The organism is Faecalibacterium sp. PGM34, assembly GCF_054456555.1.
In genome coordinates this window covers 158,647-182,620 of sequence record NZ_CM136898.1, presented here as the reverse complement: position 1 = coordinate 182,620, position 23,974 = coordinate 158,647, and the positions used below count along the sequence as shown (strand labels likewise).

The window sequence follows — 23,974 nt, the reverse complement described above, 5'->3', positions numbered from 1 at the left end:
ACCGCCCCGAAGTCCTAAGACTTCAGGGCGGTTAAGCTGGAGCTGCTATCCAGATTCGAACTGGAGACCTCATCCTTACCAAGGATGCGCTCTACCAACTGAGCTATAGCAGCACATCACAGCTCGATTAGTATAGCACAGCTTGACCGGTTTTGCAAGTGATTTTTACAAAAAATAATATTTTTGCGCAAAAAAGAACCCGGAGCATCCGCAGACGCTCCGGGAACACTGTAAAATGCGTTTACTTTGCCAGACTGGTCAGGATGGGCTCGCACTGCTCCACGGTGGAGGAGAGCATCAGGTTGTAGGCGGTGACCATCTCCTGAATGGCGGTGCGGTTCTCCTTGGTCAGGGCATAGCTCTGGGTGGTGCCGTCCCGGCCAACGAACACGGCGGTGACGCTCTTGGCGTTCAGCCACTCGCTCAGCCAGCTGATCTCCTCATCGCTCAGCTGGAACAGCTCCATGTCGAACCAGCAGCCCAGATCCTGATCGTAGCCGCCGCCGTACTCCTCGTCACAGGTGAAGGTGTACAGATCGTCATCGGCAGCCACATTGACCGTCTTGATGTCCAGCTTCTTGCTGCCCACATAGGTCAGGATCATGTTGAAGGCAATGCCGTCGTCCTGCACGAACATATAGGGGTACAGCCCGCAGGACTTTTTGGCCATGCTGGCCTGCTCCTGCGGAGAGGAAAGATCCCAGCCACCGGCCTCCTCATCGTAGGTGACGGTGAACTTGGAAAAAGCGGTCTTGAGCTCGGCATCACTGGGGGCAGCGTTGGTGGCTTCCACCGCAGCGGGGGCGGCGGGCAGTGCGGGCGCAGCAGCCGCTGCCGCCATGCCGCCGCACAGCATGGCGGCAGCGCAAAGACCGGCGATGACGCGCCGGAACAAACGGGAAGATCTCATAAGTCAGTACTCCTTTCCATTTTCGAAGGGGAATCTGCTGGCTTCAGTATACCGCAGCCCGGCGGAAAAGCAAGAAAACTGACACGAAACGCCCTGACGCAGTCACGAAACGACTTTAGCCCACCTGATGCTCTTCCAGCCAGCGGGTCATCTGCTGAGCAATGCCCTTGACGCTGCCTTCCTCAAAAGGCACCTTCAGTCCGGCAGTCTGCATCAGCTCGGTGTAGCTGGCAAGACCGGCGCGGCGCACCAGCTTGAGGTAGCGCTCCCATGCGTCCTTGTGGTCATCAAGGCTCAGCAGGAAGAACTGCAAGGCCGCCATGGTGGACAGGCAGTAGTCGATATAGTAGAAGGGGCACTCGTAGATGTGCAGCTGGCGCTGCCACCCGGCACCGCGGCCGTAGAAGGGCAGGTTGTCAAAATCGATCCACGGGCGGTACTTCTTTTCCAGCTTGAGCCACTCGGCGTTGCGCTGGTCGGGGGTCAGGTCGGGGTTCTGGTACATGATATGCTGGAACTCGTCCACGGCGCAGCCGTAGGCAAGGAACACAAAGCTGTCCTCAGCGTGGAGCAGGGCGTACTTCTCGGTGTCCTTGCCGAACAGCAGGTGGTGCCACGGCGCGGTGAGGAACTCCATCGCCATGGAGTGGATCTCGGCGCTTTCCATGGCGGGGCATTCCAGATCGGCGGGCACATTGGGGTCGCGCTCGGCCACATAGCCCTCAAAGGCGTGGCCGCACTCGTGGGTCAGCACGTCCACATCACCGGAGGTGTTATTCCAGTTGGCAAAGATAAAGGGTGCCTTGTAGCTGGGCAGGCTGGTCATGTAGCCGCCGGACATCTTGCCGGGGCGGCTCTCCACATCAAACAGCTCGTTGTCCTGCATAAAGTCGATGAACTTGGCGGTCTCGGGGCTCAGCTCGTGGTACATGGTGCGGGCGGCATCCATGCGTGCCTGATAGCCCGGGATGGGCTTGGGGTTGCCGTCCTTGAAGATGATGGGCAGATCGGTAAAGGTGGGGTGGGTGATGCCGGTGCGCTTGGCGCGCATAGCCATCACCTTTTGCAGTTCGGGCACAACGTCCCTTGCCACCTGATCCCGGAAGGCCTGAATTTCAGCCTGACCGTAGCCGATGCGGTTCATGCGCACATAGGAAAGCTCGCTGTAATCCTTATAGCCCAGCACCTTGGCCTGCTGATTCAGGTTTTTGACGATCTTGGTGTACAGTGCGTCCAGCTCGTCCCGGTGGGCGTCAAAGTAACCGGCCTCGGCTTCGTAGGCGGCGCGGCGCACGGCGGGATCCAGATCCTCCTTGTAGGGGCCCAGCTGGGGGATGGTCAGCTGCTTACCGTCCAGCTCCACCAGCGCGCCGCCGTAGATCTGCTGGTACTGACTGACCAGCGCGTTGAACTCCTGCTGCAATTCCACGGTACGGTCGTCCATGCCCAGCACGGCGTTCTTCATACCGGCCACGCAGGTGGTGCCGAAGTGCTCGGTGAGGGCATCCACATAGGGATTTGCCAGAAATGCCCGGCTGATCTCCACGCTGGCGTTGGTCACGGCGGGGCCGTTGGCATCAAAAAAGTCCTGCTCGGCCTTCCAGTAGGCATCGCGGGTGTCGCAGGTGTAGTGGATGTTGGCCAGCTGGGAGGCGGTGGTGTAGTCTGCAAAGGCGCGGCTCTGCTCGTAGTACACCTGAATGAGGGCGTCGCCGTCTGGGGCGTCAGCGGCCTTGGCAGCCAGCTGCTTGCACCGTGCCAGCAGGGCGTCGATGTCCGGGCGGGTATAGGTCATTTCGCTGAATTTCATGGAAAATTTCCTTTCCGGGGCAGTTCCCCCTTTGGTATCTTGTGTTCATCTTACCACGTTCTGCGCCAAAAGAAAAGAGGGAGACAAGCGGGCAAAAGTCCTACGTTTATACAACACTGCCAAAAATAAAAACGCTCCTTTGGCAAAGATGTCTGTTTAAGCGCTTGCAGAGCGGCAAAAAAAGGTTTATAATGGCATCATCAACAGAGTAAGACCCTGCGCGTTAAGTGCCGCATCAACGGGGAGTTGTGCTGCGGACGAAGGCATTGACCGCGGTGCAGGGTCTGCATCCCGCTGCTGCATGGACTTGGGTGCAGGCGAGAGCCGTCTGCGGTTTTTGCCCGGAAGTGAATGTTGTTGGAATTCACGCCCTCCTTTGTGCGGTCTGTCACAGGGGAGGGCGTTTTTGCGTCCTGCCTGCTGTTCCTTTTTAAGGAGGACAACTACGATGAACGACAAAAAAACTTCGGTGCGTACCCTGACCATGCTGGCTTTGCTGGTAGCTATGAGCATCGTGTTCAGCCGGGTGCTGAGCATCTCTACCGGCTTCGTCCGGTTCAATCTGGGCAGTCTGCCGGTGCTGCTGGCGGCGGTGGTGTTCGGCCCCGGCGCAGGCTTTGCGGTGGGCGCAGTGGCCGATATCATCGGCGGTGTGCTGGCGGGCTACGCCATCAACCCGCTCATCACGCTGGGCGCGGGCGCCACTGGTTTAGTGGCGGGCTTTGCATGGCAGAAGCTGAACCGCCTTTCCACAAATTTGCGGCTTGCAGTCAGCGTGCTGCTGGGGCATTTTGTGGGCTCCATGGTCATCACCTCGCTGGCGCTGCGCCTGTTTTACGGCTATCCGTGGGCAACGCTGGCAGTGCGCATCCCTAACGCCCTCATCCTGAGCGCCGTGAACGTTGTGCTGCTGCGCATCCTGCTGGAAAACCGCAGCCTGATGAAGCTGGCAAAGAAGTAAGAGATTCGTAAAATGGAACACCGGAGCGTCGGCAGACGCTCCGGTGTTCCGAAATTTTTAATATTATTCCTTGAATCGAGGCAGTATCTATGAACTACGAACAGGCAATGGAATACATCCACGCGGTGCAGTGGGCGGGGCATAAGCCCGGGCTTACCCGCACCCGCACCCTGCTGGCTGCACTGGGCGACCCGCACAAAAAGCTGCAGTTCGTCCATGTGGCGGGCACCAACGGCAAGGGCAGTACGGCGGCGATGCTGGCTTCCTGCCTGCAAGCCGCCGGTTACCGGGTGGGACTGTATACCTCGCCCTTCATCAACCGGTTCAACGAGCGCATCCAGATCGACGGACAGCAGATCCCGGACGAGGCGCTGGTGGAACTGGTGGAGCAGGTAAAACCCGCCGCCGACGCCATGGAGGACGTGCCCACCGAGTTCGAGATCATCACCGCACTGGGAATGCTCTATTTTGCGCAGCAGCAATGCGATATCGTGGTGCTGGAGGTGGGGCTTGGCGGCACGCTGGATTCCACCAATGTCATCGAAAAGCCTGCCTGCGCGGTGATCACTGCACTGGGCATGGACCACGTCAAGGAACTTGGCCCTACGCTGGCGGATATCGCCGCTGCCAAGGCGGGCATCATCAAACCGGGCTGCCCGGTGGTGAGCTACGGCGGTGCACCGGAGGCAGACGCCGTGCTGCGCCGGGTGGCAGCGCAGCAGAATGCCCCCTTTACCGAGGTGGATCTTGCAAAGCTGCAGATCACCGGCGGAGATCTGGATGCAGTTACCTTCAGCTTTGACGGGCTGGATGAGGTGCGTCTGCCGCTCATCGGCAGCTATCAGCCCCGCAACGCCGCGCTGGCCATCACCGCCCTGCGGGTGCTGCGGCAGCAGGGCTGGAACATCCCGGAAAGCGCCATCCGCGCCGGGCTGGAGCAGGTAAGCTGGCCCGGGCGCTTTGAGCTGCTGCGCCACAGCCCGGCCTTTGTGCTGGACGGCAGCCACAACGCCCACGGGATGCGCGCCACGGTGCAGAGCCTCGAAGACCGCTTCCCCGGGCAGAAATTCGTCTTTCTGGTCAGCATCATGGCAGACAAGGACGTGGACGAGATGCTGGCGCTGCTGGCACCGCTGGCCGAGCGGTTCGTGACCGTGACGGCGCACAACCCCCGCGCCATGCCGGCGCAGACGCTGGCAGAGCATATCCGCGCCTACGGCTGCACCGCCGAGGCTGCGGACAGCATCGAGGCCGGTGTAGCGCGTGCGGAAGAACTGGGCGGCGAAGGCCCGGTGTGCGCACTGGGTACGCTGTATTTCTCCGGCGATGTCCGGCAGGCCTTTGCCCGCCTGAATGCGTAACGATGCAGAAAAAATATTTTTGAATACAAGCAGAGCCGGACAGCCCGCGGGCTGTCCGGCTCTGCTTTTTTATAAAGAAAACATTAGATCCGCAGCTGCTTTTTTGCCATTTGCAGCGCACGGCGCAGCGGACGGTAGAGCAGCAGCATCAGCACAAAATTGCCAACGCCGTGCATTGCATCGTAGCTCAGCCCGCTGAGCCACCAGCTCAGGGCAAAGGCAGGCGTTTTGGCAAACAGATACACCGCCGCGCACAGCCCGCCGAAGCACAGGCCGTACAGCCCGCTGAACACCGCCCAGAAAAAGGCGTTGTCCATGCGGCGCAGCAGCCATGCCAGCAGCGCCAGCAGATACCACACATACAGGTACATCACCCACCACAGGCCAAAGCCGTACAGCACGCCCTGCAGCAGAATGAATACCGTAATAGCACCGGGCGTCTCCCGGGGCAGCTCCAGCGCAAACAGGATGATGAGCAGGCTCACCGGCTCCAGATTGGGTAGGCCGCTCATGGCCTGCTTGCTCACCACCAGCAGTGCGCCCATCAGGCCGCTGAGCACCAGCCGCAGCACCCGGGTGTGCAGCGCCACCGGCTTTTTAGCCCTTGGTGTAGGTAAAGGCATAGCTGTCACCGTCGTGGAGCTCGATGTCGGCCACGCCCACCGTGGTCATCTCACCGGCAGCATCGGTCAGGCACCACCATGCCTGATCCTTATCATAGTCGGCGGTCTCACCGTTCACGGTGGTCACAAAGCCTGCATCGGCTTCTTCCTGACTGATGATCCCGGCCTCGGCCAGTGCGGTGCTCAGCTTTTCGCCATCGGTCACGTTCAGCAGAACGCTGGAAACGCTGCCGTCCGCAGCGGTAACGGTGAACTCCACCGTGACCTGTGCCTTGCTGGCAGCGGAAGAGACAGCCTCGGAAGCGGCCACAGAAGAAGCCACGGAGGAGGCAGTGCTGGAAGCAGTAGAGGACGCAGAAGCGCCGCAGCCTGCCAGCAGGCAGACGGACAGCACAGCACTGAGGGTCAGAACGGCAAATTTATGCAGAGTGTTCATGGTTCAAAATCTCCTTGTTTCGTGTTTTGCGTGCAGAACGCACGGCAGATATAGTACCATGAAACCGGCTGAAAATCAACATTTTTTCTGCATGGCTTCAAAATATGCGGCGGCAACGCCCACCTGATTGGCTTCACTGCTGAAGGCACAGGGCACGATCTGGCAGCGGGGTAAGCCCTCCATGTAAGCTTGTCCCGCCCGGGAGGCGTACAGTCCATCGTAGGCGCTGCGCAGGCTTTCCAGCAGCAGGGGCTGCTTGCTGATGCCGCCGCCGATGGCCACCTTTTCCACATCCAGCAGAACGGTCAGGTTGTAGATCTGCACCGCCACCGCGTGGCAGAACCGCCGCAGCACCTCCAGCGCCTCCGGCTCCCCGGCGTTGGCGGCAGCAAAAAAGCTGCGTCCGTCCAGCGGGGCGTTTTCCGGCAGCGCCTTGCGGGCGCGGTACCATTTGAGCAGATTGCTGGTGCTGCACTGGCAGGCCATGTTCTGGTCCGGGGCGTCCCACGCCTCGGCGTTGGTGTTGACAAAGCTGTACTCCCCGGCGGTAAAGTGCACCCCGCGCACCAGCTGTCCGTTGGCGATGATGCCGCCGCCCACGCCGGTGCCGATGATGAACACCGCTGCGTTGCAGCAGCCTTTCAGCGCGCCGTTTGCCAACTCTGCCATGGCGGCGGCCTTGCCATCGTTTTCCAGTATGACAGGGCAGCTGCACTTTTCTGCCAGCAGCTGCCCCACCGGGGTAGCGGTGTTGTACAGCAGCGCCCCGCCGTTGGACACATAGCCGGTGCGGTTGTCCACAAAGCCCGGCAGCGCCATGGCAATGCCGACTACCTCGCCCTTGTGGGGCGCATACAGCCGGTAGATGGTATCCAGAAACTGCGCCTGCGTATCCTGCGGCGTGGGCACCGCGCCGCTGTTCGTGCGGTGCATCTGCTCATCCATGACCGAGTATTTGATCTCGGTTCCGCCTACATCAAAAACCATGACCTTCATCTTGTAGCCCTCCCGTAAACGGTCGTTTTCTGTCCCTATTATGGCAAATCATCACGGGAAAGTAAAGCCCCGGCGGTAAAAAAGAAAACTGCAAAAAACGCACCGGCTTGCGGTTGCAATCCGCCCTGCCCTGTGATATCCTGAAAAGAGAGTATCTGCTATATAAAGGAAAAAACTGCCATGGATTGCAAACTGCGTGCCAAAAACTGCGGCGGCTGCCCCTTGCTGGGGCTGGACTATGCCGCGCAGCTGAAACAGAAGGAAGAAAAAGTGCGTGCTCTTTTGGGCAAATACGGCCCGGTGCACCCCATCCGGGGCATGGAGCAGCCTTACCACTACCGCAACAAGGTGATCTCCACCTTTGCCCCCGGCTGGGGTGGAAAACTGACCTCCGGCATCTATGCGGCAAACAGCCACAAGGTGCTGCCGGTGGAAAGCTGTCTGCTGCAGGACGAGGTGCTGGACAAGACGATGCAGGCGGTGCGGTCTGCCGCCAACGCCTGCCGCTACCAGCCCTACGATGAGGACAAGGGCACCGGCCTTGTGCGCCACTGTTTGCTGCGGCGGGGCGTAGCCACCGGGCAGGTGATGGTGGTGCTGGTGACGGCGCAGCCGGTGCTGCCGGGCGCGAAGAACTTTGTCAAGGCGCTGCTGGCGGAAACTGCGCAGCGCGGTGTGACTGTGACTACCGTGGTGCAGAACGTGAACAGCCGCAAGACCAGCGTGGTGCTGGGCGAAGCGGAAAAGGTGCTGTACGGCAAGGGGTTTATTCTGGATACCCTTTGCGGCAAGACCTACGCCATCAGCCCGCGCAGCTTTTATCAAATCAATCACTCCCAGACCGAAGTGCTGTACGGCCTTGCGGTGGAGGCCGCGAAGCTGACCGGCAAAGAGGTAGTGCTGGACGCCTACTGCGGCATCGGCACCATCGGTCTGACCGCCGCCGACCATGCAAAGCAGGTGGTGGGCGTGGAGCTGAACCGGGACGCCGTGCAGGATGCCATTGGCAACGCAAGGCATAACGGCGTAAAGAACGCCCGCTTCTTTGCCGCCGACGCCACCCGCTGGATCCGCGAGGCAGCCGCAGCAGGGGAGAAGGCAGACGTCATCTTTATGGACCCCCCGCGCGAGGGCTCTACCCCGGAATTCCTTGCCAGCGTGGCGCGCATGGCCCCGAAGCGGGTGGTCTATGTCAGCTGCAACCCCGTTACCCTCGCCCGCGACCTTGCCACCCTGACAAAGCTGGGCTATAAGGCCGAGGACTTTACCCCGGTGGATATGTTCCCGCATACGGAGCATATCGAGGCGGTATGTGCATTGTCCAAACTAGATATCTACCAGAAGATCACGGTAGACCTGAAGATGGATGAGTTGGACGTGACTGCTGCGGAGACCAAGGCTACTTATGAAGAGATCCGGGAGTACGTCAAGGAGCACACCGGTCTGAACGTGAGCGACCTCTATATTGCACAGGTCAAGCAGAAATGCGGCATCAAGGAGCGGCAGAACTACAACAAGCCTAAGGCTGAGAACCCCAAGCGGCTCAAGTGCCCGGCAGAGAAGGAAAGAGCCATCCGGGAGGCGCTGAAGTATTTTAAGATGATATGAGAGGCAGTCCTATCTACAAAAAGCAGAAACCTCTTGCAGGAACAGGAAATTTTCAGTATACTGAAAGTATGATGTCGGATGTTGGATCAATGTGAAAGAAGGACTAGAATGATGCAGAATAACGAGATGCTTTCCACCATGAAGCATATAAAATCCACCAACCAGTCTTTGCCGGAGCAGGTGGCGGCGCAGATCAACCAGTTGATCATTGATCAGAACATCGGCCCGGAGCAGAAGCTTCCGAATGAGTTTGAGCTTGCTGAACGCCTGAATGTCGGTCGCGGAACCATCCGGGAAGCGGTAAAGCTGTTGGTGGCCCGGAACTGTCTGGAAGTCCGTCGCGGCAAGGGCACTTTTGTGGTGGAAAAGACCGGCCAGATCGAGGACCCTTTGGGATTTGCCTATGTAAAGGATAAGATCACCCTTGCGGAGGATCTGATGGAACTGCGTCTCCGGGTAGAGCCATGGGCAGCCCAGTTGGCGGCTCAACGCATCACAGATGAAGAAATGCCGGAGCTTCAGGCTCGGTGTGAGGAGGTTACCCGGATCATCCGCAGTGGGGAGGATCATGGTGCGGCAGACAAGGCGTTCCATGCCTATATTGCCCAGTGCACCCACAACAGTGTTATTACCGAGATCATGCCGGTGATCACTTACAGCATTGAGATGTACACCCACTTCCGCTCCAAACGGCTGCTGGAAGATACCATCCGCACGCACACGCAGATCACAGAGGCTATCTGCGCCCGCGATCCCCAAAAAGCATACGATGCAATGTACAAGCATGTGGCGCAGAATCAGGACAGTATCGACATGGCAAAGCAGGCTGTTGTGGAAAACTGACAAAACCATGCTGTTAAAATTGTAGCAAACAGAGAAAACCACAGAACACCGTTGACAGTTCCTATCGGCGGTGTTATATTTTTGTCAACAAATGACGTATGACGTCGCACGACACACGTCGAACAAGCTGAGAGACCGAACAACAGATTCCGTACTAAGAAGAAAAGGAGAAACATCATGAAAACTTTGATTTCCCGCCGTTCCTTCCTGAAAGCCGCCGGTGTTCTGGGCGCCGCAGCCGCTTTGTCTGCCTGTGGCGGCAGCAATAGTTCTGCTTCTGCCGGTGCATCTGCAGGTGGTGCAGTAAAGCTGACCATGTCCCTGCAGGACAACACCTCTTCCAACTACTATCAGGGTGCTCTGAAGATCGCAGAGTGCGTGGAAAAGGCTACCAACGGCCAGATCACCATGACGGTTCAGGCTGGCGGTACGCTGGGCAGCGAGGGCGACTGCCTGGATATGGCCATTCAGGGCGACCTTGATATTGCGTCCTGCGCAAACTCGGTGCTGGCAAACTATATCCCGGAGATGACCATTCTGGATCAGGCCTTTCTGTGGGATACCGCTGCGCAGGCAAACTACGCCGTCACCCATGAGCTGGGCGAGCTGATCCAAGCCAAGGCCAATGCTCTGGGTCTGCATGTGATCGGCTATCTGGAATCTGGCTTCCGCGATGTATTTGCTACCCGCGCTGTTGATTCCATGGCTGACTTCAAGGGCCTGAAGATCCGCGTGATGCAGAACGAAGGCCAGCTGACCGCCTTCACCTCCTTTGGTGCAAACCCCATCGCACTGTCCTCCTCCGAGCAGTTCACCGCTCTGCAGCAGGGCACTATCGATGCCTGCGAGAACGCCGTTTCCAACTGCTGGATCAACAAGTATTACGAGGCAGGCACTACACATGTCATCAACACGCATCACTGCTTTGTTTACATTCCCATGTGCATGAGCGATACTGCATGGAACAAGATCCCCGAAGACCTGAGGGAGACTTTCCTTGCTGCCGTGCAGGAGGGCTGCGAGGCACAGTGGCAGTACCTGATCGACGCGAATGAGGAAGCCATCAAGAACCTGAAGGAGGTCGGCGTTACTTTCCACGACATTGATTTGGAGGAGCTGAAAGCCGCCTACGACAAGGTAAATACCACTGCCTACGATGCAGACTGGGCAGCAGCTGTGGATGCTGCAAAAGCAGCCGTCTAAGAGAAGGGGATGCTTTATGAAAAAGACAAAAAAGGTCCTTGAATGGATCACAAAAGTGGAATACGCCATCATGATCGTAGCGTTTGTACTCATGGTCCTGTGCTATTTCACCTCGGTGGTGAACCGCAACTTCATCAAGGTTTCGATGCCATGGGCGGAGGAGCTGGCGCTTTACAGCATGACCTTCATGGCTCTGCTTGGCACGGAAGTTGGCCTGCGTGACGGCACGCAGGTGGCGGTGACTGCCGTAATCGAAAAGCTGCACGGAATGACCCGCAAAGTCGTGGATCTGGTCAAGCAGCTCGTTCTGGAACTGTTCTCCTTTTCCATGTTGAACGCCGGTGTTCAGCTGGTGGCAAAGCAGCTGCAGCATGGTCAGACAACGCCTGTCCTGAAGATCCCGATGTCGTTTATGTATTCGTCTCTGGTTCTGGCCTTCGGACTGATCCTGCTGGTGCAGACCGTGACCTTTGTTGAAATGATCCTGAACTTTAAGAAAAAGGAGGAAGATGTATGAATGCAGCTGTGATCCTATTCGGCGTATTCGTTGTATGCCTGATCATTGGCGTGCCGGTGTCGGTATCTCTGGGCACCGCTTCCCTGAGTGCTGTGCTGCTGGGTGATCTTGGAGCGTCTTCCACGGTCATTGCACAGCGTATCTTCGGTGGCCTGCAGTCCACCTCCATCATGGCCATTGCATTCTTCGTATTGGCCGGCAACCTGATGACGAAAGGTGGCATCTCTCGCCGCATCGTGAAATTTGCGAACTGCTTGGTGGGTAACGTCCGCGGCGGAATGGGTCTGGCACTGGTTTTGGCCTGTGCATTCTTCGCAGCTCTGTCCGGTTCTGCACCGGCAACCGTTATCGCCATCGGCACCATGCTGTACGGTGATATGGTCGATCTGGGTTACCCCGGTGACCGCACTGCAGGTCTGCTGGTGGTATCCGGCGGCCTTGGCCCCATCATCCCGCCTTCCATCATCATGGTCATCTACTGCACTCTGACGGGCGCATCGGTCAGCAATATGTTCTCGCAGGGCATGATGATCGGTGTCACCATCATGGTGGTGCTGATGGTAGAAGTCCTCTTCTTTGCCAAGAAGGAAAACTGGCCCAAGCAGAATATCCACTACACCGGCAAAGAGATCCTGAAGATCTTCCTTGATGCAGTCCCTGCGCTGATGACCCCTGTTATCATTCTGGGCGGCATCTACTCCGGTCTGCTCACCGCAACCGAGAGCGCCGCTGTGGCAGTTGTCTGGGCAACCATCGCCGGTCTGTTCATCTATAAAGAACTGACTTTCAAGGACCTGATCCCTATTCTGAAGGATTCTGCCAAGAGTGCAGCTATGATCCTGTTCATCATTGCAGCTTCTACCGCATTCTCTTGGGTGTTTACCTTCTCCGGCGCTTCGCAGGCTTTGGTGGATGCCGTGGTGGCTATGCACCTGAACAAGGCTCTGTTCTGCCTTGTCGTGGCTATCATCCTGCTGATTTTCGGTACCTTTATGGAGGGCACGGCAATCGCTGTTCTGCTGGTTCCGGTGCTGTGGCCTATCGCACAGAGCATGGGCATCGACGTCATCCACTTTGGCATGATCGTCTGTATCTCCAACGTTGTCGGCACCATGACCCCGCCGGTGGCCGTCAATATCTTCTCTGCGTCCACTGTTTCCGGCCTGAAGATGGGCGATATTGCCAAAGCCGAGATCCCGTTCTTGATTGGCTATGTGGCTGTGTTCTTCCTCTGCGTATTCTCGGAAACATTCTGCACATTCCTGATCCACTGATCGTTTGAAAACAAATCATCTTTAAAATAACAGAAAGAGGGCATTTATCATGAGTTTCAATTACATGGAAAAGTTTAGTGTTGCTGGCAAGAAGTGCATCGTTACCGGTGGCGCACAGGGTCTGTCCCGCGGCATGGCTGAGGGTCTGCTGGAAAACGGCGCTGAGGTCGTCCTGATGGACCTGCAGGCTGAGAAGCTGCAGAAGGTCGTGGACGAGTACAACGCCATGGGCTACAAGGCTTACGCCGTCTCCGGCAACCTGTCCCAGAAGAGTGAGATCGACCGGATGTTTGACGAGGCTATGCAGTATCTGGGCGGCGAGCTGGATGTTATGATCCCTGCTGCCGGCATCCAGCGCCGCTATGAGCCGTGGGAGTTCCCAGAGGAGCAGTGGCGTCTGGTCATCGATGTTGACTTGAACCATGTCTGGTTTATGTGCCAGAAGGCTATTCAGGTCATGAAGGACCGCGACACTGTGGGCAAGATCATCAATATCGCATCTATGAACTCCTACTTCGGCGGTACTACCGTGCCCGCTTACTCCGCTGCCAAGGGTGCCATCGTCTCCCTGACCCGCAGCATCGCATCCGACTGCGCCGATCACAGCATCTGCTGCAACGCCATCGCCCCGGGCTACATGGATACCGAGATGTGCGCCAACATGACGCAGGAGCGCAAGGACGAGTGCACCGCACGCATCCCCGCAGCCCGCTGGGGCACTCCTGAAGATGTAAAGGGCCCCATCCTGTTCCTCGCATCCTCTGCAAGTGATTACCTGAATGGTGCGACCATCCCTGTTGATGGCGGCTTCCTGACCAAATCTTAACGGTCTCCTGACGAGGTAAAGACAATGGAACTTCGTTCACAGAACGTCCGCACTTTAGCACCCGAGAATGACCCGCTGAAGATGGGTATGGGCTGGCAGGTCGAGGATCTTTCCAAGCCCCAGATCATGGTGGAGAGCACCTTCGGCGACAGCCATCCCGGCAGCGCCCATCTGGATCAGTTCGTCAAGGAGGCTGTGCAGGCGGTCAACGATAACGGCGGCAAGGCTGCCCGCTACTTTGCCACCGATATGTGCGACGGCATCGCACAGGGGCATGACGGCATCAACTACTCTCTGCCCCACCGTGACGCCATTGTGAATCTGGTGGAGGCACAGGCCAACGCCAGCGTCTACGATGGCGGCGTGTTCATCGCCAGCTGCGACAAGTCCGTGCCCGCCATGCTGATGAGCATCGGCCGCCTGAAGAACATGAGCGCCATCGTGGTCACCGGCGGCGTCATGGAAGCTCACACCCTGCCCAAGGAATATGTGGTCAGCGACCCTGCCTGTGCCATCAACGAGCTGCTGACGCTGGAGCAGATCGGCAAGTTTGATGCATGGGAAAAGACCGGCGTCATCCCCAACAGCCAGCTGGACTACTACAAGCACAACGCCTGTCCCAGCTGCGGTGCTTGCTCCTTCATGGGCACTGCTTCCACCATGCAGATCATGGCTGAGGCACTGGGTCTGATGCTGCCGGGCACCGCCCTGATGCCCGCCACCGCCCCGGAGCTGAAGCAGGCCGCCTACGATGCCGGCAAGCAGCTGATGGAGCTGGTCAAGAAGGGCATCACCGCCAAGGATATCGTGACAAAGAAGAGCTTTGAGAACGCCATCATGGTGCACGCCGCCATCTCCGGCTCTACCAACGCCACCATGCACCTGCCCGCCATCGCCCACGAGTTCGGCATTGAGATCGACGCCGACACCTTTGACCGGATGCACCGCGGCGCACACTACCTGCTGAACATCCGCCCCTCCGGCGATTGGCCCGCACAGTACTTCTACTACGCAGGCGGCGTGCCCCGGGTGATGGAGGAGATCAAGTCCATGCTGCATCTGGACGTGATGACCGTCACCGGCAAGACGCTGGGCGAGAATCTGGAAGAGCTGAAGAAGAACGGCTTCTACCAGCACTGCGATGCCATTCTGGCAGAAAAGACCGCCGGTTTTGCCCGTCCGGTCAGCCGCGAGGATATCATCCATAGCTTTGATCACGCCAAGGGCACCGACGGCAGCATCGCCATCCTGAAGGGCAATCTTGCCCCGGAGGGCTGCGTCATCAAGCACACCGCCTGCCCCAAGAATATGTTCGAAGCCACCCTGCGCGCCAAGCCCTACGACAGCGAGGAGGCGTGCATCGCCGCTGTGCTGCACGGCGAGGTAAAGCCCGGCGACGCCATCTTTATCCGCTACGAGGGCCCGCGCGGCAGCGGTATGCCCGAGATGTTCTACACCGGCGAGGCCATCTGCGCCGACCCGAAGCTGGCTTCCAGCGTAGCGCTGATCACCGACGGCCGCTTCTCCGGCGCAAGCCGCGGCCCGGTCATCGGCCATGTCAGCCCGGAGGCTGCGGTGGGCGGACCCATCGCACTGGTAGAGCCGGACGACCTGATCCAGATCGATGTGCATAACCGCAAGCTGGCCATCGTGGGTGTGAAGGGCGAGCCCAAGACCCCCGAGGAGATGGACGCCATCCTTGCCGAGCGCCGCGCCAACTGGAAGCCCAAGGCTCCCAAGTACACCAAGGGTCTGCTGAAGCTCTACTCTCAGCACGCCGTCAGCCCCATGAAGGGTGCATACATGGCTTTCGAGGACTAAAAAACGATATTTTCTCCATCTTCTTAATATACTGCTTTGCTGAAACAGCCCGGACAGTATTGTGACTGCCCGGGCTGTTTCTATAGCTGGGTTTCCAAAGGGGCGCGGGTCGCCAGTGGCGACCTCAAAATGCGTTGCATTTTGAAGCGCTTGACCGAGCCGACAGGCGAGAGCAGCGCCCTTTGGCACACGACTTTGCTTGCAAAGTCTAGTGTGTTACACCTTGGTTCCGGCTGATGCGGAAAAGGGGCTGCGAGAGGCTCCGGCAAGCACTTATTCTGCGGCAGAAGGATGTGCAGATGGGCGTTGCTATTGACAGTCTCCGCCCACCCAGCGCAGGCTTGCAGAGGAACCAATGGTGTACGTTCCCCCGTCCTGCCGCAGTAGCGTTTTTCCTTTCCGGGAGGAATTGTGTCAATTTGACACGATTCCACTTTGCCGTTTCCGGTGCGTTTTTTCGCGCAGTTGTTTGTCCATGCTCTTTCGCACGGCACGCCCCTGCTGTGTAGTCGTGGGGGTCAGTTCCCGCAGAATACGCATGGTAGCTGCTACGTCCGCTTTGTTCAGGGAATCGAAGTCCTTGCCGACCTGTTTGCACAGTGCCCGAAGCTGCTGTTCCTCTGCGGAACCTTCAAAAGATTTTGCGCTTTCGATGGATTGCCGTACCCGCTCGATGGCAGAACCGTCCGATGTGGTGTCGTCTGTAATATGGGCGGTGAGGATATCCTTCAGAATCGCAGACAGCTCTTCATAGATCGTACGGCCAAAGTATTCGTCCTCTACGAGCTGCCCCACCTGCAAGGTACGCATTTCCACATCGGTTTCCGCATCGTACTTCTCACAGATCAGCTGGAGGAAAGACTGACAAAGAAAGATTACGACCTGGTGGAAGAACTTCAGAATCAGGCTTCCATCGCCCAAAGCGAGGAGAACGAGTGCCACTTCAAGGTTGGCTTTTCAGCGGGGCTGCTGGTGCAGCAGGAAGCGGTGGAACAGGTCAAAAACATAAATGACAAATGAAACAGCGGCAGGGCCTCCGACTAGAGGCCCTGCCGCTGTTATTGGCCTTGATGCGTTCCCGATGAGTGCTCTGCAAGGATGAATAATCGAGTCAGTTCATCGCCGGATTCCGGCATGCCTCGTTTAATCCATTCAATCATCCAGCCATAGATTCCATATGCCCAAAAGGACTTCATGTAAGCTTCCGGATTGGACATTTCGGAAGTAATTTGCGAGGTGTTCAGGATGGTTTCCTGCAGGATTGAGGTCATTCCGGCCTGGTATAGAATGGTATAAAAATCTTTGTGTTCCCGATAGAAATCAAAGAGGGAGGGAAACAGAGTACCCGGTGAAGATGCGGGATTTTCCTCATAAAGTTTCCCCCATTCTTTGAGCAGTCGGTCGGATTCTTCTCTGAGAATATCTTCCTTGGTTTGATAGTTGCGATAAAAAGAAACGCGTCCAATCTGGGCCTTCTGTGTCAGTTCGCTGATTGAAATATCAACCAGTGGTTTTTCCTTCAAAAGCTCCAGCAGAGCAAGGGTGATCTGCTTTTTTACATAGGTGTTCTTTTGTTCGTTGTTTCGGTTCATGAGATGATACAAACCTCTTCGCTTTGTTCCATTTTTGCTGAAACACTTGTTTCAACTTGTCTTTTATGATACAGTTGTTTCACCTAATTGTCAAGAAGGAGCAGATTAAACCATGAAACTATTTGGAATTATTTCATTCGCAATCATCGCAATGCTCACAGGTCTCAGTATCAAAGGGATCGCATCAAAAAACGCTGTGCTGGCACCTGATTACTATGCATCTTTTGCTTCTGCGGCTCCGCTGGAGCAAAAGTATTCCCAGCTTGGCTCTTATGAGGTAGCCAGTGCCGACTTCCCGTTAGAGAACAAAGCGATTCAAAAGTATCGCTTTTGGTATCCTGCGGAACTTGAGAAAACGGAGAAACAATATCCCGTGATTCTTGTGGTCAATGCCAGCGGTACGCCGGCTGCTAAGTATGAGGCATGGTTTCAGCGCCTTGCCTCGTGGGGATTTGTGGTGGTAGGAAACGAAGATCCTCAAACGGGGACCGGAGAGACAACTTCTCTTACATTGGACTATCTGCTGCATCTGCCGGAGGATCACATACTCTATGGGAAACTTGACACGAACAAGATCGGTCTTGTGGGCTTCTCCCAGGGAGGCGCGGGTGCATTGGCGGCCGCAACAGAATACGAAAACGGGTCTGCCTACAAGGCAATTTTTACGGGGAGCGCCGCCTATCCCTTCCTTTCTGAAAATTTAGGATGGCACTACGATTTGACGAAAGTCAAGATTCCCTATTTTATGGTGGCGGGAACCGGAACATCCGATGATAGAGGAGTAAACGATTATGAGAAAGAATTCGGGGGAGTTTCGCCGCTGGCCGCCATGCAGGAAAGCTACCAGCTGCTTTCGGATCACTGCTTCAAAGTCCTTGCAAGGGCCGTGGGTGCAGAACACGGGGAGATCTTTGCGCGCAGCGATGGGTACATGACAGCGTGGATGCTTTACCAGCTCATGGGGGATACGGAAGCTGCAAAGGCCTTTGCAGGAGAGGATGCGGAGATCCTGCATAACATCAATTGGCAGGACGTGGAGAAAAATCAATGAGCATAATGAAACTCAGAAAAAAACACAGAGTAGTAAAAGTTATTGGGATGGCTGTTTGCGTTGTGGTGGTTTTAACGGCCGGCTTGTTCTTCCGTCTGATGACGGATACACAAATCATTGTAGGAGCAATTCAAAATCTGTCACAAGGAATTGTGAATACAAAGAACCTCTATGAGCCCCTGCGGGATCCGGTCCAGGCAACAAAAGACAACGGACAGTTTATTATTACCGAAATCCATTACGCCGAGGAGTATCCGAATAGTTTTTTGGATATTACCTACCCCGATAAAAATCTTGAGACCGATCGTCCGACCTTTATTTACTTTCACGGAGGAGGATTTTTTGGCGGCAGCAAGTGTGACGGGGACCCCCTGGCTGAGGGGGATGCCACTGCGCTGCTGGACGATATTTGCGCGGAAGGGTTTAACCTTGTAAATATCGACTACGCTCTGGTTCCAGAGTACCACTTTCCGACACCGGTTCTACAAGCAAATGAGGCCTTCCGTTTTCTAATGGATCACGCCGAAGAATACCATCTGGATATGGATCGTGTGGTGATTATGGGGTCTTCCGCAGGGGCGATTATTACAAGCCAGCTGGGGAGCGTCCTGACAAATCCGGAATATGCCGCCTTGCTTGGGATTAATCCTGCTTTGGAACCGGGACAGGTGAAGGCGCTGGTTATCGATGATGCGCCGTTGGACTACGAGCAATTCTCGCTGGGTACAAAGTTGTTGGTCGGAAACTATGTAAAGGGCTCCATCTTCCTGAGCAAAGAAGAAATCAAAAAATACAACAATATCTTGTCGGTAACAGAAGACTATATCCCCTGCGTCCTGCTCGGGGGCGAGTATTATGCCGACATGCGCAAACTCCATGATACGCTTAAAGAAGCCGGTGTAAAACATATTCTAATCGACCCGTTGGCAGAATGCAGTATACCGGTGCCGCACTGTTTTGTCTCAGGGGAAAGAACCGATGGGGTTGCAAAAGATGCATTTGACCGAATGATGACTTTCCTGAAGCAAGAAACAATTCAATCATAATCTGCCAGGCTTTCCATCATTGGGCCCAACCTTGAGCAAACTTCCAATATAAAAGCTGAAGGAGGAATGCCATTGACCCAACCGAAAATCCGACCTTGACGACCGCCTTTATAAGATGTACGATAAAATCGAAGAGGTGGAAAATGGACTGATGGATGCCCGGGCAAAGAAGCAGGCCATTGAAGCCGACAAAATCACAGGCGACAACATCTATAAGATCCTGATTTGCTTCGACAAGCTCTATGCCACCATGACCGAGGCGGAACGCCGCAGACTGGTGGAGATTTTGATCGATGAGGTGCAGATCTACCCGGAACGCCAGCCTAACGGACAGTGGCTGAAGTCCGTCCGGTTCAAGCTGCCTATCATCGACCATGACCTTGAATTGAGTTTGGACAATAAGGATCGTGTCGAGACGGTATGCGCATTGTCCAAGACAGCAGCGCACAGAGCGAGATAATTTGCAGCGGATGGTTATTTTACGACCATCGAACTTTTGATAAACGGAGGAACACCGATGAACACAGATTGGAACAGCCCGCAGGGCGATTTTGATACCGCTGAAAAGCAGGGGGAGCTGCTGATGCTGCTCAGCCGACAGCAGGTCACCGTGCACACATGGGACGACCCGGACTTTGACTACATGGAAGAGCAGGATCTGGCACTGGTGGTGCAAAGCCCCTCCGGCACAGAGGACCTGCTGATTGAGCTGTGCGGGGAGTTTTCGGTGTTTTTTGAAAAGTGGCACGGCGAGTACGCCGCCACCGCCGAGGGCTACGCGCAGCTGCAGCAGGACATCACCGCCATTCTGGACGGCAAGGCGGGCGCACTGAGCCTGTACACGGAAAACGGCTGGCAGGGCACGGTGCTGTGCACCGAGCTGCCCGGCGCAGAGGATGCCACAGCCGCTGCGGCGCTCAAGCGCTGCTGGCAGGCGGCAAAGCCGGATACCGCCCTGCCTGCGGGCAGTCGGCTGGAGCTGGTGTGCTGGGATCCGGCACAGAACCGGAAGGTACAGCTCCCGGCAGAATAATAGAGCAAAAAGGTCACTGCACAAAATGCGTGCAGCGACCTTTTCTTATACAATTTGTTGTTTCTTCTTGCGATTTGCCATATAGTTTGCAATCGCGGAGGCCGCAGTGCCCAGCACGATGCCCAGCACTGCGCCGCCGAGGACATCGGTAGGAAAGTGCACATAGAGGTACAGCCGGGTAAAGGCGATAAAGGCTGCCAGCACCAGCGCGGGCGCGCCCAGCTTCCGGTTTTGCAGCCAGAGCGCGTAGGCTGCCGCCACCCCGGAGGCAGTGTGCCCGGAGGGGAAGGAGTGCCCGTGCGGTCGCGCCACCAGCATGGTGATGGTGGTGTTCATATCGCAGGGGCGGGGGCGGGCGAACAGCGGCTTGAGGAAGAAGTGCCCTGCCGCCATGTACAGCACCAGCGCCACTGCCATGGCAAAGCCCGCTTTGCGGGTGCGCCGGAAGAGCAGAAGCAGCAGGGTGAACGCGATCCAGATCTCGCCGTGGGCTCCGGCGTAATCAAAAAAGATGGAGATCGCGTTCATTACCGGGTTGCGGAACTGGTACAGCCAGTCCAGAAAAGCAAACTCAAAGGGCATGGGTTCCTCCTTTTTGGGTGGTGAAAGAGCGGACTTTTTATACAATATAGCATATAAATGTTGAAAAATACAAAATGTGCGGTAAATTTGCCTTCAGGGCAGGGGATACTCCGCTTTCATCTGCTCCAAAGTGGGGTAGCTGTCGAGCGCACCGTGGTGCTGCACGCTGAGGGCGCAGAAGCGGTTGGAAAAGGTCAGATACTCGGTCAGGCGTTTGCGGGAAAGCTTTGGTAGCTCAGCGGCGGTCACGCCGTCCCGCTGCAGCTGCCACAGGAACGAGCCGATAAAGCCGTCCCCTGCGCCGGTGGTGTCCACCGCCGTCACCTTGGGACTGCGGGCGCGGGCACTGGCGGTGCGGGTATAGGCGCGGGCACCCTTGCCGCCGCAGGTGTACAGCACCAGCTGCACATCTCCGGTAAAAAGTGCGGGCAGCGCGGCTTCAATATCCTCGGTGCCGGTGAGGAAGGGCAGCTCCTCGTCCGAAAGCTTCAGGATATGGGTCAGGGGGAGAAACTGCCACACGGTCTGGTGCAGCTGCTCCCGGTCCGGCCAGAGGGGGAAGCGGAGATTGGGGTCGAAGCTGAGGATGGCGCCCGCCTCCCGTGCGGCAGTGATGGCAGCCAGATGGGCGTAGCGCATGGGGCTGTCCACCAGTGAGACGCTGCAAAAATGCAGGGCAAAGGCCTGCGAAAACCAGCCCGGGTCGATCTGCTCTGGGGTATACAGCAGGTCTGCGGAGGGCTTGCGGCAGAAGCTGAAGGTGCGCTGGCCGTTTTCTGCTAAGCTGACAAAGGCCAGCGCGGTGCTGGCTTTGCCGGTAAATTCCAGATGGGAGAGCTCTACGCCGCATCCGGCCAGCACCCGGGCAATTTTGTGGCCAAAGGGGTCATCGCCCAGCTGGCTCAGCAGCGCACTGCGGCCGCCCAGCCGGGCAACGGCGGCGCAGACATTGGCCGGGGCACCGCCCACCCGGGGGCTGAAGGCGGGCACTTCGTCAAAGCTGCACCCCACCCGGGAGGGGATCATATCGATTAGCGCTTCGCCGATGGAAAATAAGATCCTGTCGGACATAGGGCTTCTTCCTTTCTGCATTCAGGTGTGCTACAAGCTGCGGCAGTGTACAGTATACACCCGCAGGGCGCTGTGCGCAACTGCTTCTTTTATACGGTAATGGGCGGGTTTTGCGGTTGACTTGCGGCGGCAGATATGCTACAATTTCCAGACGTATGCAACAACAGGAAAAGGAAAAAATGTATGGATCTGACAAAACAGTTCTTTAAATATGTCTCGCAGAATATTTTTGGTCTGCTGGGCACCTCGTTCTATATTCTGGCCGATACCTATTTTATTGCGCAGGCCGCCGGTACAGACGGCATTACTCTGCTTAACCTCTGCCTGCCCATCTACAACTTTATTTTTGCCATTGGCTCCATGATCGCGCTGGGCTCGGCCACCCGCTACGCCATTGCCAAGGCGCAGAACGATGCCCGGGGACAGCGGTATTTTTCCAACGCCATCCTGTGCGCCGTGCTGGCGTCCATCCCGTGGATGCTGGCGGGTGTCTTTGCGCCCGGGACGCTGCTGCGGTTCATGGGCGGCGATGCGGGCATTGTGGCACTGGGCATCCCCTACGCCCGCATCTTTTTGCTGTTCACCCCGTTTTTTATGTGCAACTACATCGTTTCGGCCTTTATCCGCAACGACGGCGACCCCTCCCTTGCCATGGTAGCGACCCTGAGCGGCAGTCTGTTCAACGTGGTGTTCGACTATATCTTTATGTTCCCCTTGGGGCTGGGCTTGGCCGGTGCGGCGCTGGCAACGGCGGTGTCGCCCATTATCAGCATCGCCATTTGCAGCCGCCACTTCTTTAAAAAGGAGAACACCCTGCAATTCGTGCGGCAGATGCCCTCGGCACGGCTGCTGGGGCAGAGCTGTCAGCTGGGCATCTCCGGCTTTGTGGGTGAGCTTTCCTCCGGCGTGACCACCACGGTGTTCAACTTTCTGCTGCTGGGTCTGGCGGGCAACGTGGGCGTAGCAGCCTACGGCGTGGTGGCAAACTTTGCGCTGGTGGCTACCGCCATCTTCAACGGTGTGGCGCAGGGCGCACAGCCGCTGGTGAGCCGCTGCTATGGTCAAAACGACCACGCCGGAGCGCGGAAGCTGCTGCTGTTGGGCAGCGGCACCGTGCTGGTGCTGGCGGCGGTGCTGTACGCTGCGGTGTTCGGGCTGACCGATCCCCTTGTAAGCTGGTTCAACAGCGAAAACTCGGTGCAGATGACGCAGTACGCCCACACCGGGATGCGGATGTACTTTGTGGGCTACTTCTTTGCGGGCTTCAACATCATGGCGGCGGGCTATCTGAGCGCGGTGAACCGCCCGGCAGAGGCCTCCATCACCTCCATCTGCCGCGGCATGGTGGCCATTGTGGCCTGCTCGCTGGTGCTGAGCGCGGTGTTCGGGATGCCGGGCGTATGGGCGGCCTTCCCGGCTTCGGAGCTGCTCACCGCCCTGCTGACCCTGTTTCTGCTGCGCAGAAAAGAGAGCGAAAACGCTTAAATATACATCTCCTGTTCCCGCATGGTCTCCTCGGGCGTAAGCCCGGCCTGTGCGGCGCGACCGGTCAGTGCCCGCCATTGTGCAGGGGACTGGCCGGTTTCTTTTTTGAATACCCGGCACAGGTAGTTCGCCCCGGAAAAGCCGCACAGGCTGGCCACCACATCCAGTGTGTACTCCCTGTGCAGCAGCAGCCGCTGCGCGGCCTCGATGCGCACGGTGGTCAGGTACTTGCCCGGCGGCACGCCCACGGCGGCGGTAAAGGTGCGCACCAGATGGCTTTTGGAGACGCCCAGCCGCTCGCTAAGCTCCTCCACGCCGTACAGCCCGGCGTAGTTTGCGCGGATATCCTCAATAGCGGCCTGCACCAGCGGCGGCAGGGCGGGCGCGGCGCTGTCGGCATCCGCCAGCTCGCACAGCAGGGCAAAGACCAGCTGGCTGCGGGCGCGGCTGTGGGTGGGCTTTTCCTCGGCAAGCCGTCCCATCAGCTCGGCGGCGGCAGGACAGGTCTCGCCCTTGGCAAGGTAGGGCAGCTCCTGCAGGCCGTTCAAAAACTGTGCGCTGGCCTGCCCGGTCAGCTGGACGCACAACAGGTGGCAGCTGTCCTCCGGGGTCAGGGTGAGCGGGGCACGGCTTAAAATCAGGTGCCCCGCCGCAGCGGACTGCGGCGGCAGCACCAGCACAGCGCCGGCGGGCGCAGCCGATGCCCCGGGCAGGGAAGCCGTGCATCTGCCGCTGGAAACAAGGCAGACCCACAGCCCCTCGCCGCTCAGGGTGCGGGGCGCGGAAAGCTGCACGTCCAGCAGTGCAGCCGGTGCGGCGATGGTGTTCCAGTCAAACAGCAATATCTGACACCTCTAATCAATAAAATGCTATTTTATATCACAAAATTATCTGTTATTATAGTACCAACGAAACAACACGCCGT

At 57.4% G+C, this 23,974-nt stretch carries 25 protein-coding genes, 1 tRNA gene and 1 riboswitch; of the genes, 15 read left to right on the top strand and 11 right to left on the bottom strand.

The window, feature by feature from the left end:
* Positions 1-37 precede the first annotated feature (37 nt).
* The 3 genes from ACXPUX_RS00860 to ACXPUX_RS00850 all read right to left on the bottom strand — a co-directional run bounded on the left by ACXPUX_RS00860 (position 38) and on the right by ACXPUX_RS00850 (position 2,720).
* Positions 38-113, bottom strand: a tRNA-Thr gene (locus ACXPUX_RS00860).
* A gap of 128 nt (positions 114-241) precedes the next feature.
* Positions 242-910: a hypothetical protein gene (locus ACXPUX_RS00855; RefSeq protein ID WP_458829318.1), complete on the bottom strand. Its 669-nt coding sequence runs from the start codon at positions 908-910 to the stop codon at positions 242-244.
* A 115-nt stretch (positions 911-1,025) separates the two neighbouring features.
* Positions 1,026-2,720, bottom strand: coding sequence for a M3 family oligoendopeptidase (locus ACXPUX_RS00850; protein WP_458829316.1), 1,695 nt, complete (start codon positions 2,718-2,720; stop codon positions 1,026-1,028).
* A gap of 202 nt (positions 2,721-2,922) precedes the next feature.
* A riboswitch (THF riboswitch) is annotated at positions 2,923-3,019 on the top strand.
* A gap of 149 nt (positions 3,020-3,168) precedes the next feature.
* On the opposite strand from ACXPUX_RS00850, the gene ACXPUX_RS00845 reads away from it, so the two are divergent.
* Together ACXPUX_RS00845 and ACXPUX_RS00840 are read left to right on the top strand one after the other, a co-directional pair.
* Entirely contained in the window at positions 3,169-3,681 is a 513-nt protein-coding gene (locus tag ACXPUX_RS00845; RefSeq protein ID WP_458829314.1) for a folate family ECF transporter S component, read from the top strand.
* A gap of 89 nt (positions 3,682-3,770) precedes the next feature.
* Positions 3,771-5,042 (top strand): bifunctional folylpolyglutamate synthase/dihydrofolate synthase, encoded by a 1,272-nt coding sequence (locus ACXPUX_RS00840; protein WP_458829312.1) that lies wholly within the window; start codon positions 3,771-3,773, stop codon positions 5,040-5,042.
* Positions 5,043-5,125: 83 nt separating this feature from the next.
* Here ACXPUX_RS00840 and ACXPUX_RS00835 read toward each other — a convergent pair whose 3' ends face one another.
* The 3 genes from ACXPUX_RS00835 to ACXPUX_RS00825 all read right to left on the bottom strand — a co-directional run bounded on the left by ACXPUX_RS00835 (position 5,126) and on the right by ACXPUX_RS00825 (position 7,097).
* A complete protein-coding gene (locus ACXPUX_RS00835; RefSeq protein WP_458829310.1) occupies positions 5,126-5,665 on the bottom strand; it encodes a hypothetical protein in 540 nt (179 codons plus the stop codon).
* Positions 5,640-6,101 carry a DUF4430 domain-containing protein gene (locus tag ACXPUX_RS00830; protein WP_458829308.1) on the bottom strand — a complete coding sequence of 154 codons (462 nt, stop codon included), beginning with the start codon at positions 6,099-6,101 and terminating at the stop codon, positions 5,640-5,642. The genes ACXPUX_RS00835 and ACXPUX_RS00830 overlap by 26 nt, the downstream gene beginning before the upstream one ends.
* A gap of 75 nt (positions 6,102-6,176) precedes the next feature.
* Positions 6,177-7,097: an ROK family protein gene (locus ACXPUX_RS00825; RefSeq protein WP_458829306.1), complete on the bottom strand. Its 921-nt coding sequence runs from the start codon at positions 7,095-7,097 to the stop codon at positions 6,177-6,179.
* A gap of 180 nt (positions 7,098-7,277) precedes the next feature.
* On the opposite strand from ACXPUX_RS00825, the gene rlmD reads away from it, so the two are divergent.
* The 7 genes from rlmD (at position 7,278) to ilvD (ending at position 15,189) form a co-directional block, all read left to right on the top strand.
* Positions 7,278-8,705, top strand: a complete 1,428-nt coding sequence (rlmD, locus tag ACXPUX_RS00820) for a 23S rRNA (uracil(1939)-C(5))-methyltransferase RlmD (protein ID WP_458829304.1) — start codon at positions 7,278-7,280, stop codon at positions 8,703-8,705.
* A gap of 108 nt (positions 8,706-8,813) precedes the next feature.
* On the top strand, positions 8,814-9,548 hold the full coding sequence (locus ACXPUX_RS00815; protein ID WP_458829303.1) for a FadR/GntR family transcriptional regulator: 735 nt from the start codon (positions 8,814-8,816) through the stop codon (positions 9,546-9,548).
* Between the two features lie 177 nt (positions 9,549-9,725).
* The gene (locus ACXPUX_RS00810; RefSeq protein ID WP_458829301.1) at positions 9,726-10,751 is read left to right on the top strand and encodes a TRAP transporter substrate-binding protein; all 1,026 of its coding nucleotides are present in this window, start codon (positions 9,726-9,728) and stop codon (positions 10,749-10,751) included.
* A gap of 16 nt (positions 10,752-10,767) precedes the next feature.
* Positions 10,768-11,268, top strand: coding sequence for a TRAP transporter small permease (locus ACXPUX_RS00805; RefSeq protein ID WP_458829299.1), 501 nt, complete (start codon positions 10,768-10,770; stop codon positions 11,266-11,268).
* Positions 11,265-12,542 carry a TRAP transporter large permease gene (locus tag ACXPUX_RS00800; RefSeq protein ID WP_458829297.1) on the top strand — a complete coding sequence of 426 codons (1,278 nt, stop codon included), beginning with the start codon at positions 11,265-11,267 and terminating at the stop codon, positions 12,540-12,542. The genes ACXPUX_RS00805 and ACXPUX_RS00800 overlap by 4 nt, the downstream gene beginning before the upstream one ends.
* A gap of 49 nt (positions 12,543-12,591) precedes the next feature.
* The gene (locus ACXPUX_RS00795; protein ID WP_055186249.1) at positions 12,592-13,368 is read left to right on the top strand and encodes an SDR family NAD(P)-dependent oxidoreductase; all 777 of its coding nucleotides are present in this window, start codon (positions 12,592-12,594) and stop codon (positions 13,366-13,368) included.
* A gap of 24 nt (positions 13,369-13,392) precedes the next feature.
* Positions 13,393-15,189: a dihydroxy-acid dehydratase gene (gene ilvD, locus ACXPUX_RS00790; protein WP_458829295.1), complete on the top strand. Its 1,797-nt coding sequence runs from the start codon at positions 13,393-13,395 to the stop codon at positions 15,187-15,189.
* Between the two features lie 414 nt (positions 15,190-15,603).
* Here ilvD and ACXPUX_RS00785 read toward each other — a convergent pair whose 3' ends face one another.
* Entirely contained in the window at positions 15,604-16,005 is a 402-nt protein-coding gene (locus ACXPUX_RS00785) for a hypothetical protein (RefSeq protein ID WP_458829293.1), read from the bottom strand.
* 69 nt (positions 16,006-16,074) lie between these two features.
* Here ACXPUX_RS00785 and ACXPUX_RS00780 point away from each other — a divergent pair, with 69 nt between their 5' ends.
* Positions 16,075-16,209, top strand: a complete 135-nt coding sequence (locus tag ACXPUX_RS00780) for a hypothetical protein (RefSeq protein WP_458829291.1) — start codon at positions 16,075-16,077, stop codon at positions 16,207-16,209.
* Positions 16,210-16,247: 38 nt separating this feature from the next.
* Here the strand turns inward: ACXPUX_RS00780 and ACXPUX_RS00775 are convergent, their stop codons facing one another.
* Positions 16,248-16,781, bottom strand: coding sequence for a TetR/AcrR family transcriptional regulator (locus ACXPUX_RS00775; RefSeq protein ID WP_458829289.1), 534 nt, complete (start codon positions 16,779-16,781; stop codon positions 16,248-16,250).
* 112 nt (positions 16,782-16,893) lie between these two features.
* Between ACXPUX_RS00775 and ACXPUX_RS00770 the strand changes: the two genes are divergently transcribed.
* The 4 genes from ACXPUX_RS00770 to ACXPUX_RS00755 all read left to right on the top strand — a co-directional run bounded on the left by ACXPUX_RS00770 (position 16,894) and on the right by ACXPUX_RS00755 (position 19,911).
* Entirely contained in the window at positions 16,894-17,832 is a 939-nt protein-coding gene (locus tag ACXPUX_RS00770; protein WP_458829287.1) for a poly(ethylene terephthalate) hydrolase family protein, read from the top strand.
* A complete protein-coding gene (locus ACXPUX_RS00765; protein WP_458829285.1) occupies positions 17,829-18,878 on the top strand; it encodes an alpha/beta hydrolase in 1,050 nt (349 codons plus the stop codon). The genes ACXPUX_RS00770 and ACXPUX_RS00765 overlap by 4 nt, the downstream gene beginning before the upstream one ends.
* A gap of 115 nt (positions 18,879-18,993) precedes the next feature.
* Positions 18,994-19,338, top strand: coding sequence for a hypothetical protein (locus ACXPUX_RS00760; RefSeq protein ID WP_458829283.1), 345 nt, complete (start codon positions 18,994-18,996; stop codon positions 19,336-19,338).
* Positions 19,339-19,395: 57 nt separating this feature from the next.
* Entirely contained in the window at positions 19,396-19,911 is a 516-nt protein-coding gene (locus tag ACXPUX_RS00755) for a hypothetical protein (RefSeq protein ID WP_458829281.1), read from the top strand.
* Positions 19,912-19,956: 45 nt separating this feature from the next.
* On the opposite strand, the gene ACXPUX_RS00750 is transcribed toward ACXPUX_RS00755, so the two are convergent.
* A complete protein-coding gene (locus ACXPUX_RS00750; protein ID WP_458829279.1) occupies positions 19,957-20,493 on the bottom strand; it encodes a phosphatase PAP2 family protein in 537 nt (178 codons plus the stop codon).
* Positions 20,494-20,586: 93 nt separating this feature from the next.
* Positions 20,587-21,564 carry a carbohydrate kinase family protein gene (locus tag ACXPUX_RS00745; protein ID WP_458829277.1) on the bottom strand — a complete coding sequence of 326 codons (978 nt, stop codon included), beginning with the start codon at positions 21,562-21,564 and terminating at the stop codon, positions 20,587-20,589.
* A 183-nt stretch (positions 21,565-21,747) separates the two neighbouring features.
* On the opposite strand from ACXPUX_RS00745, the gene ACXPUX_RS00740 reads away from it, so the two are divergent.
* Positions 21,748-23,049 (top strand): MATE family efflux transporter, encoded by a 1,302-nt coding sequence (locus tag ACXPUX_RS00740; RefSeq protein WP_458829275.1) that lies wholly within the window; start codon positions 21,748-21,750, stop codon positions 23,047-23,049.
* On the opposite strand, the gene ACXPUX_RS00735 is transcribed toward ACXPUX_RS00740, so the two are convergent.
* Complete coding sequence (locus tag ACXPUX_RS00735; RefSeq protein ID WP_458829273.1) at positions 23,046-23,891, bottom strand: helix-turn-helix domain-containing protein; 846 nt, start codon at positions 23,889-23,891, stop codon at positions 23,046-23,048. The two genes, ACXPUX_RS00740 and ACXPUX_RS00735, sit on opposite strands and share 4 nt — an antisense overlap.
* Between the last annotated feature and the right edge of the window lie 83 nt (positions 23,892-23,974).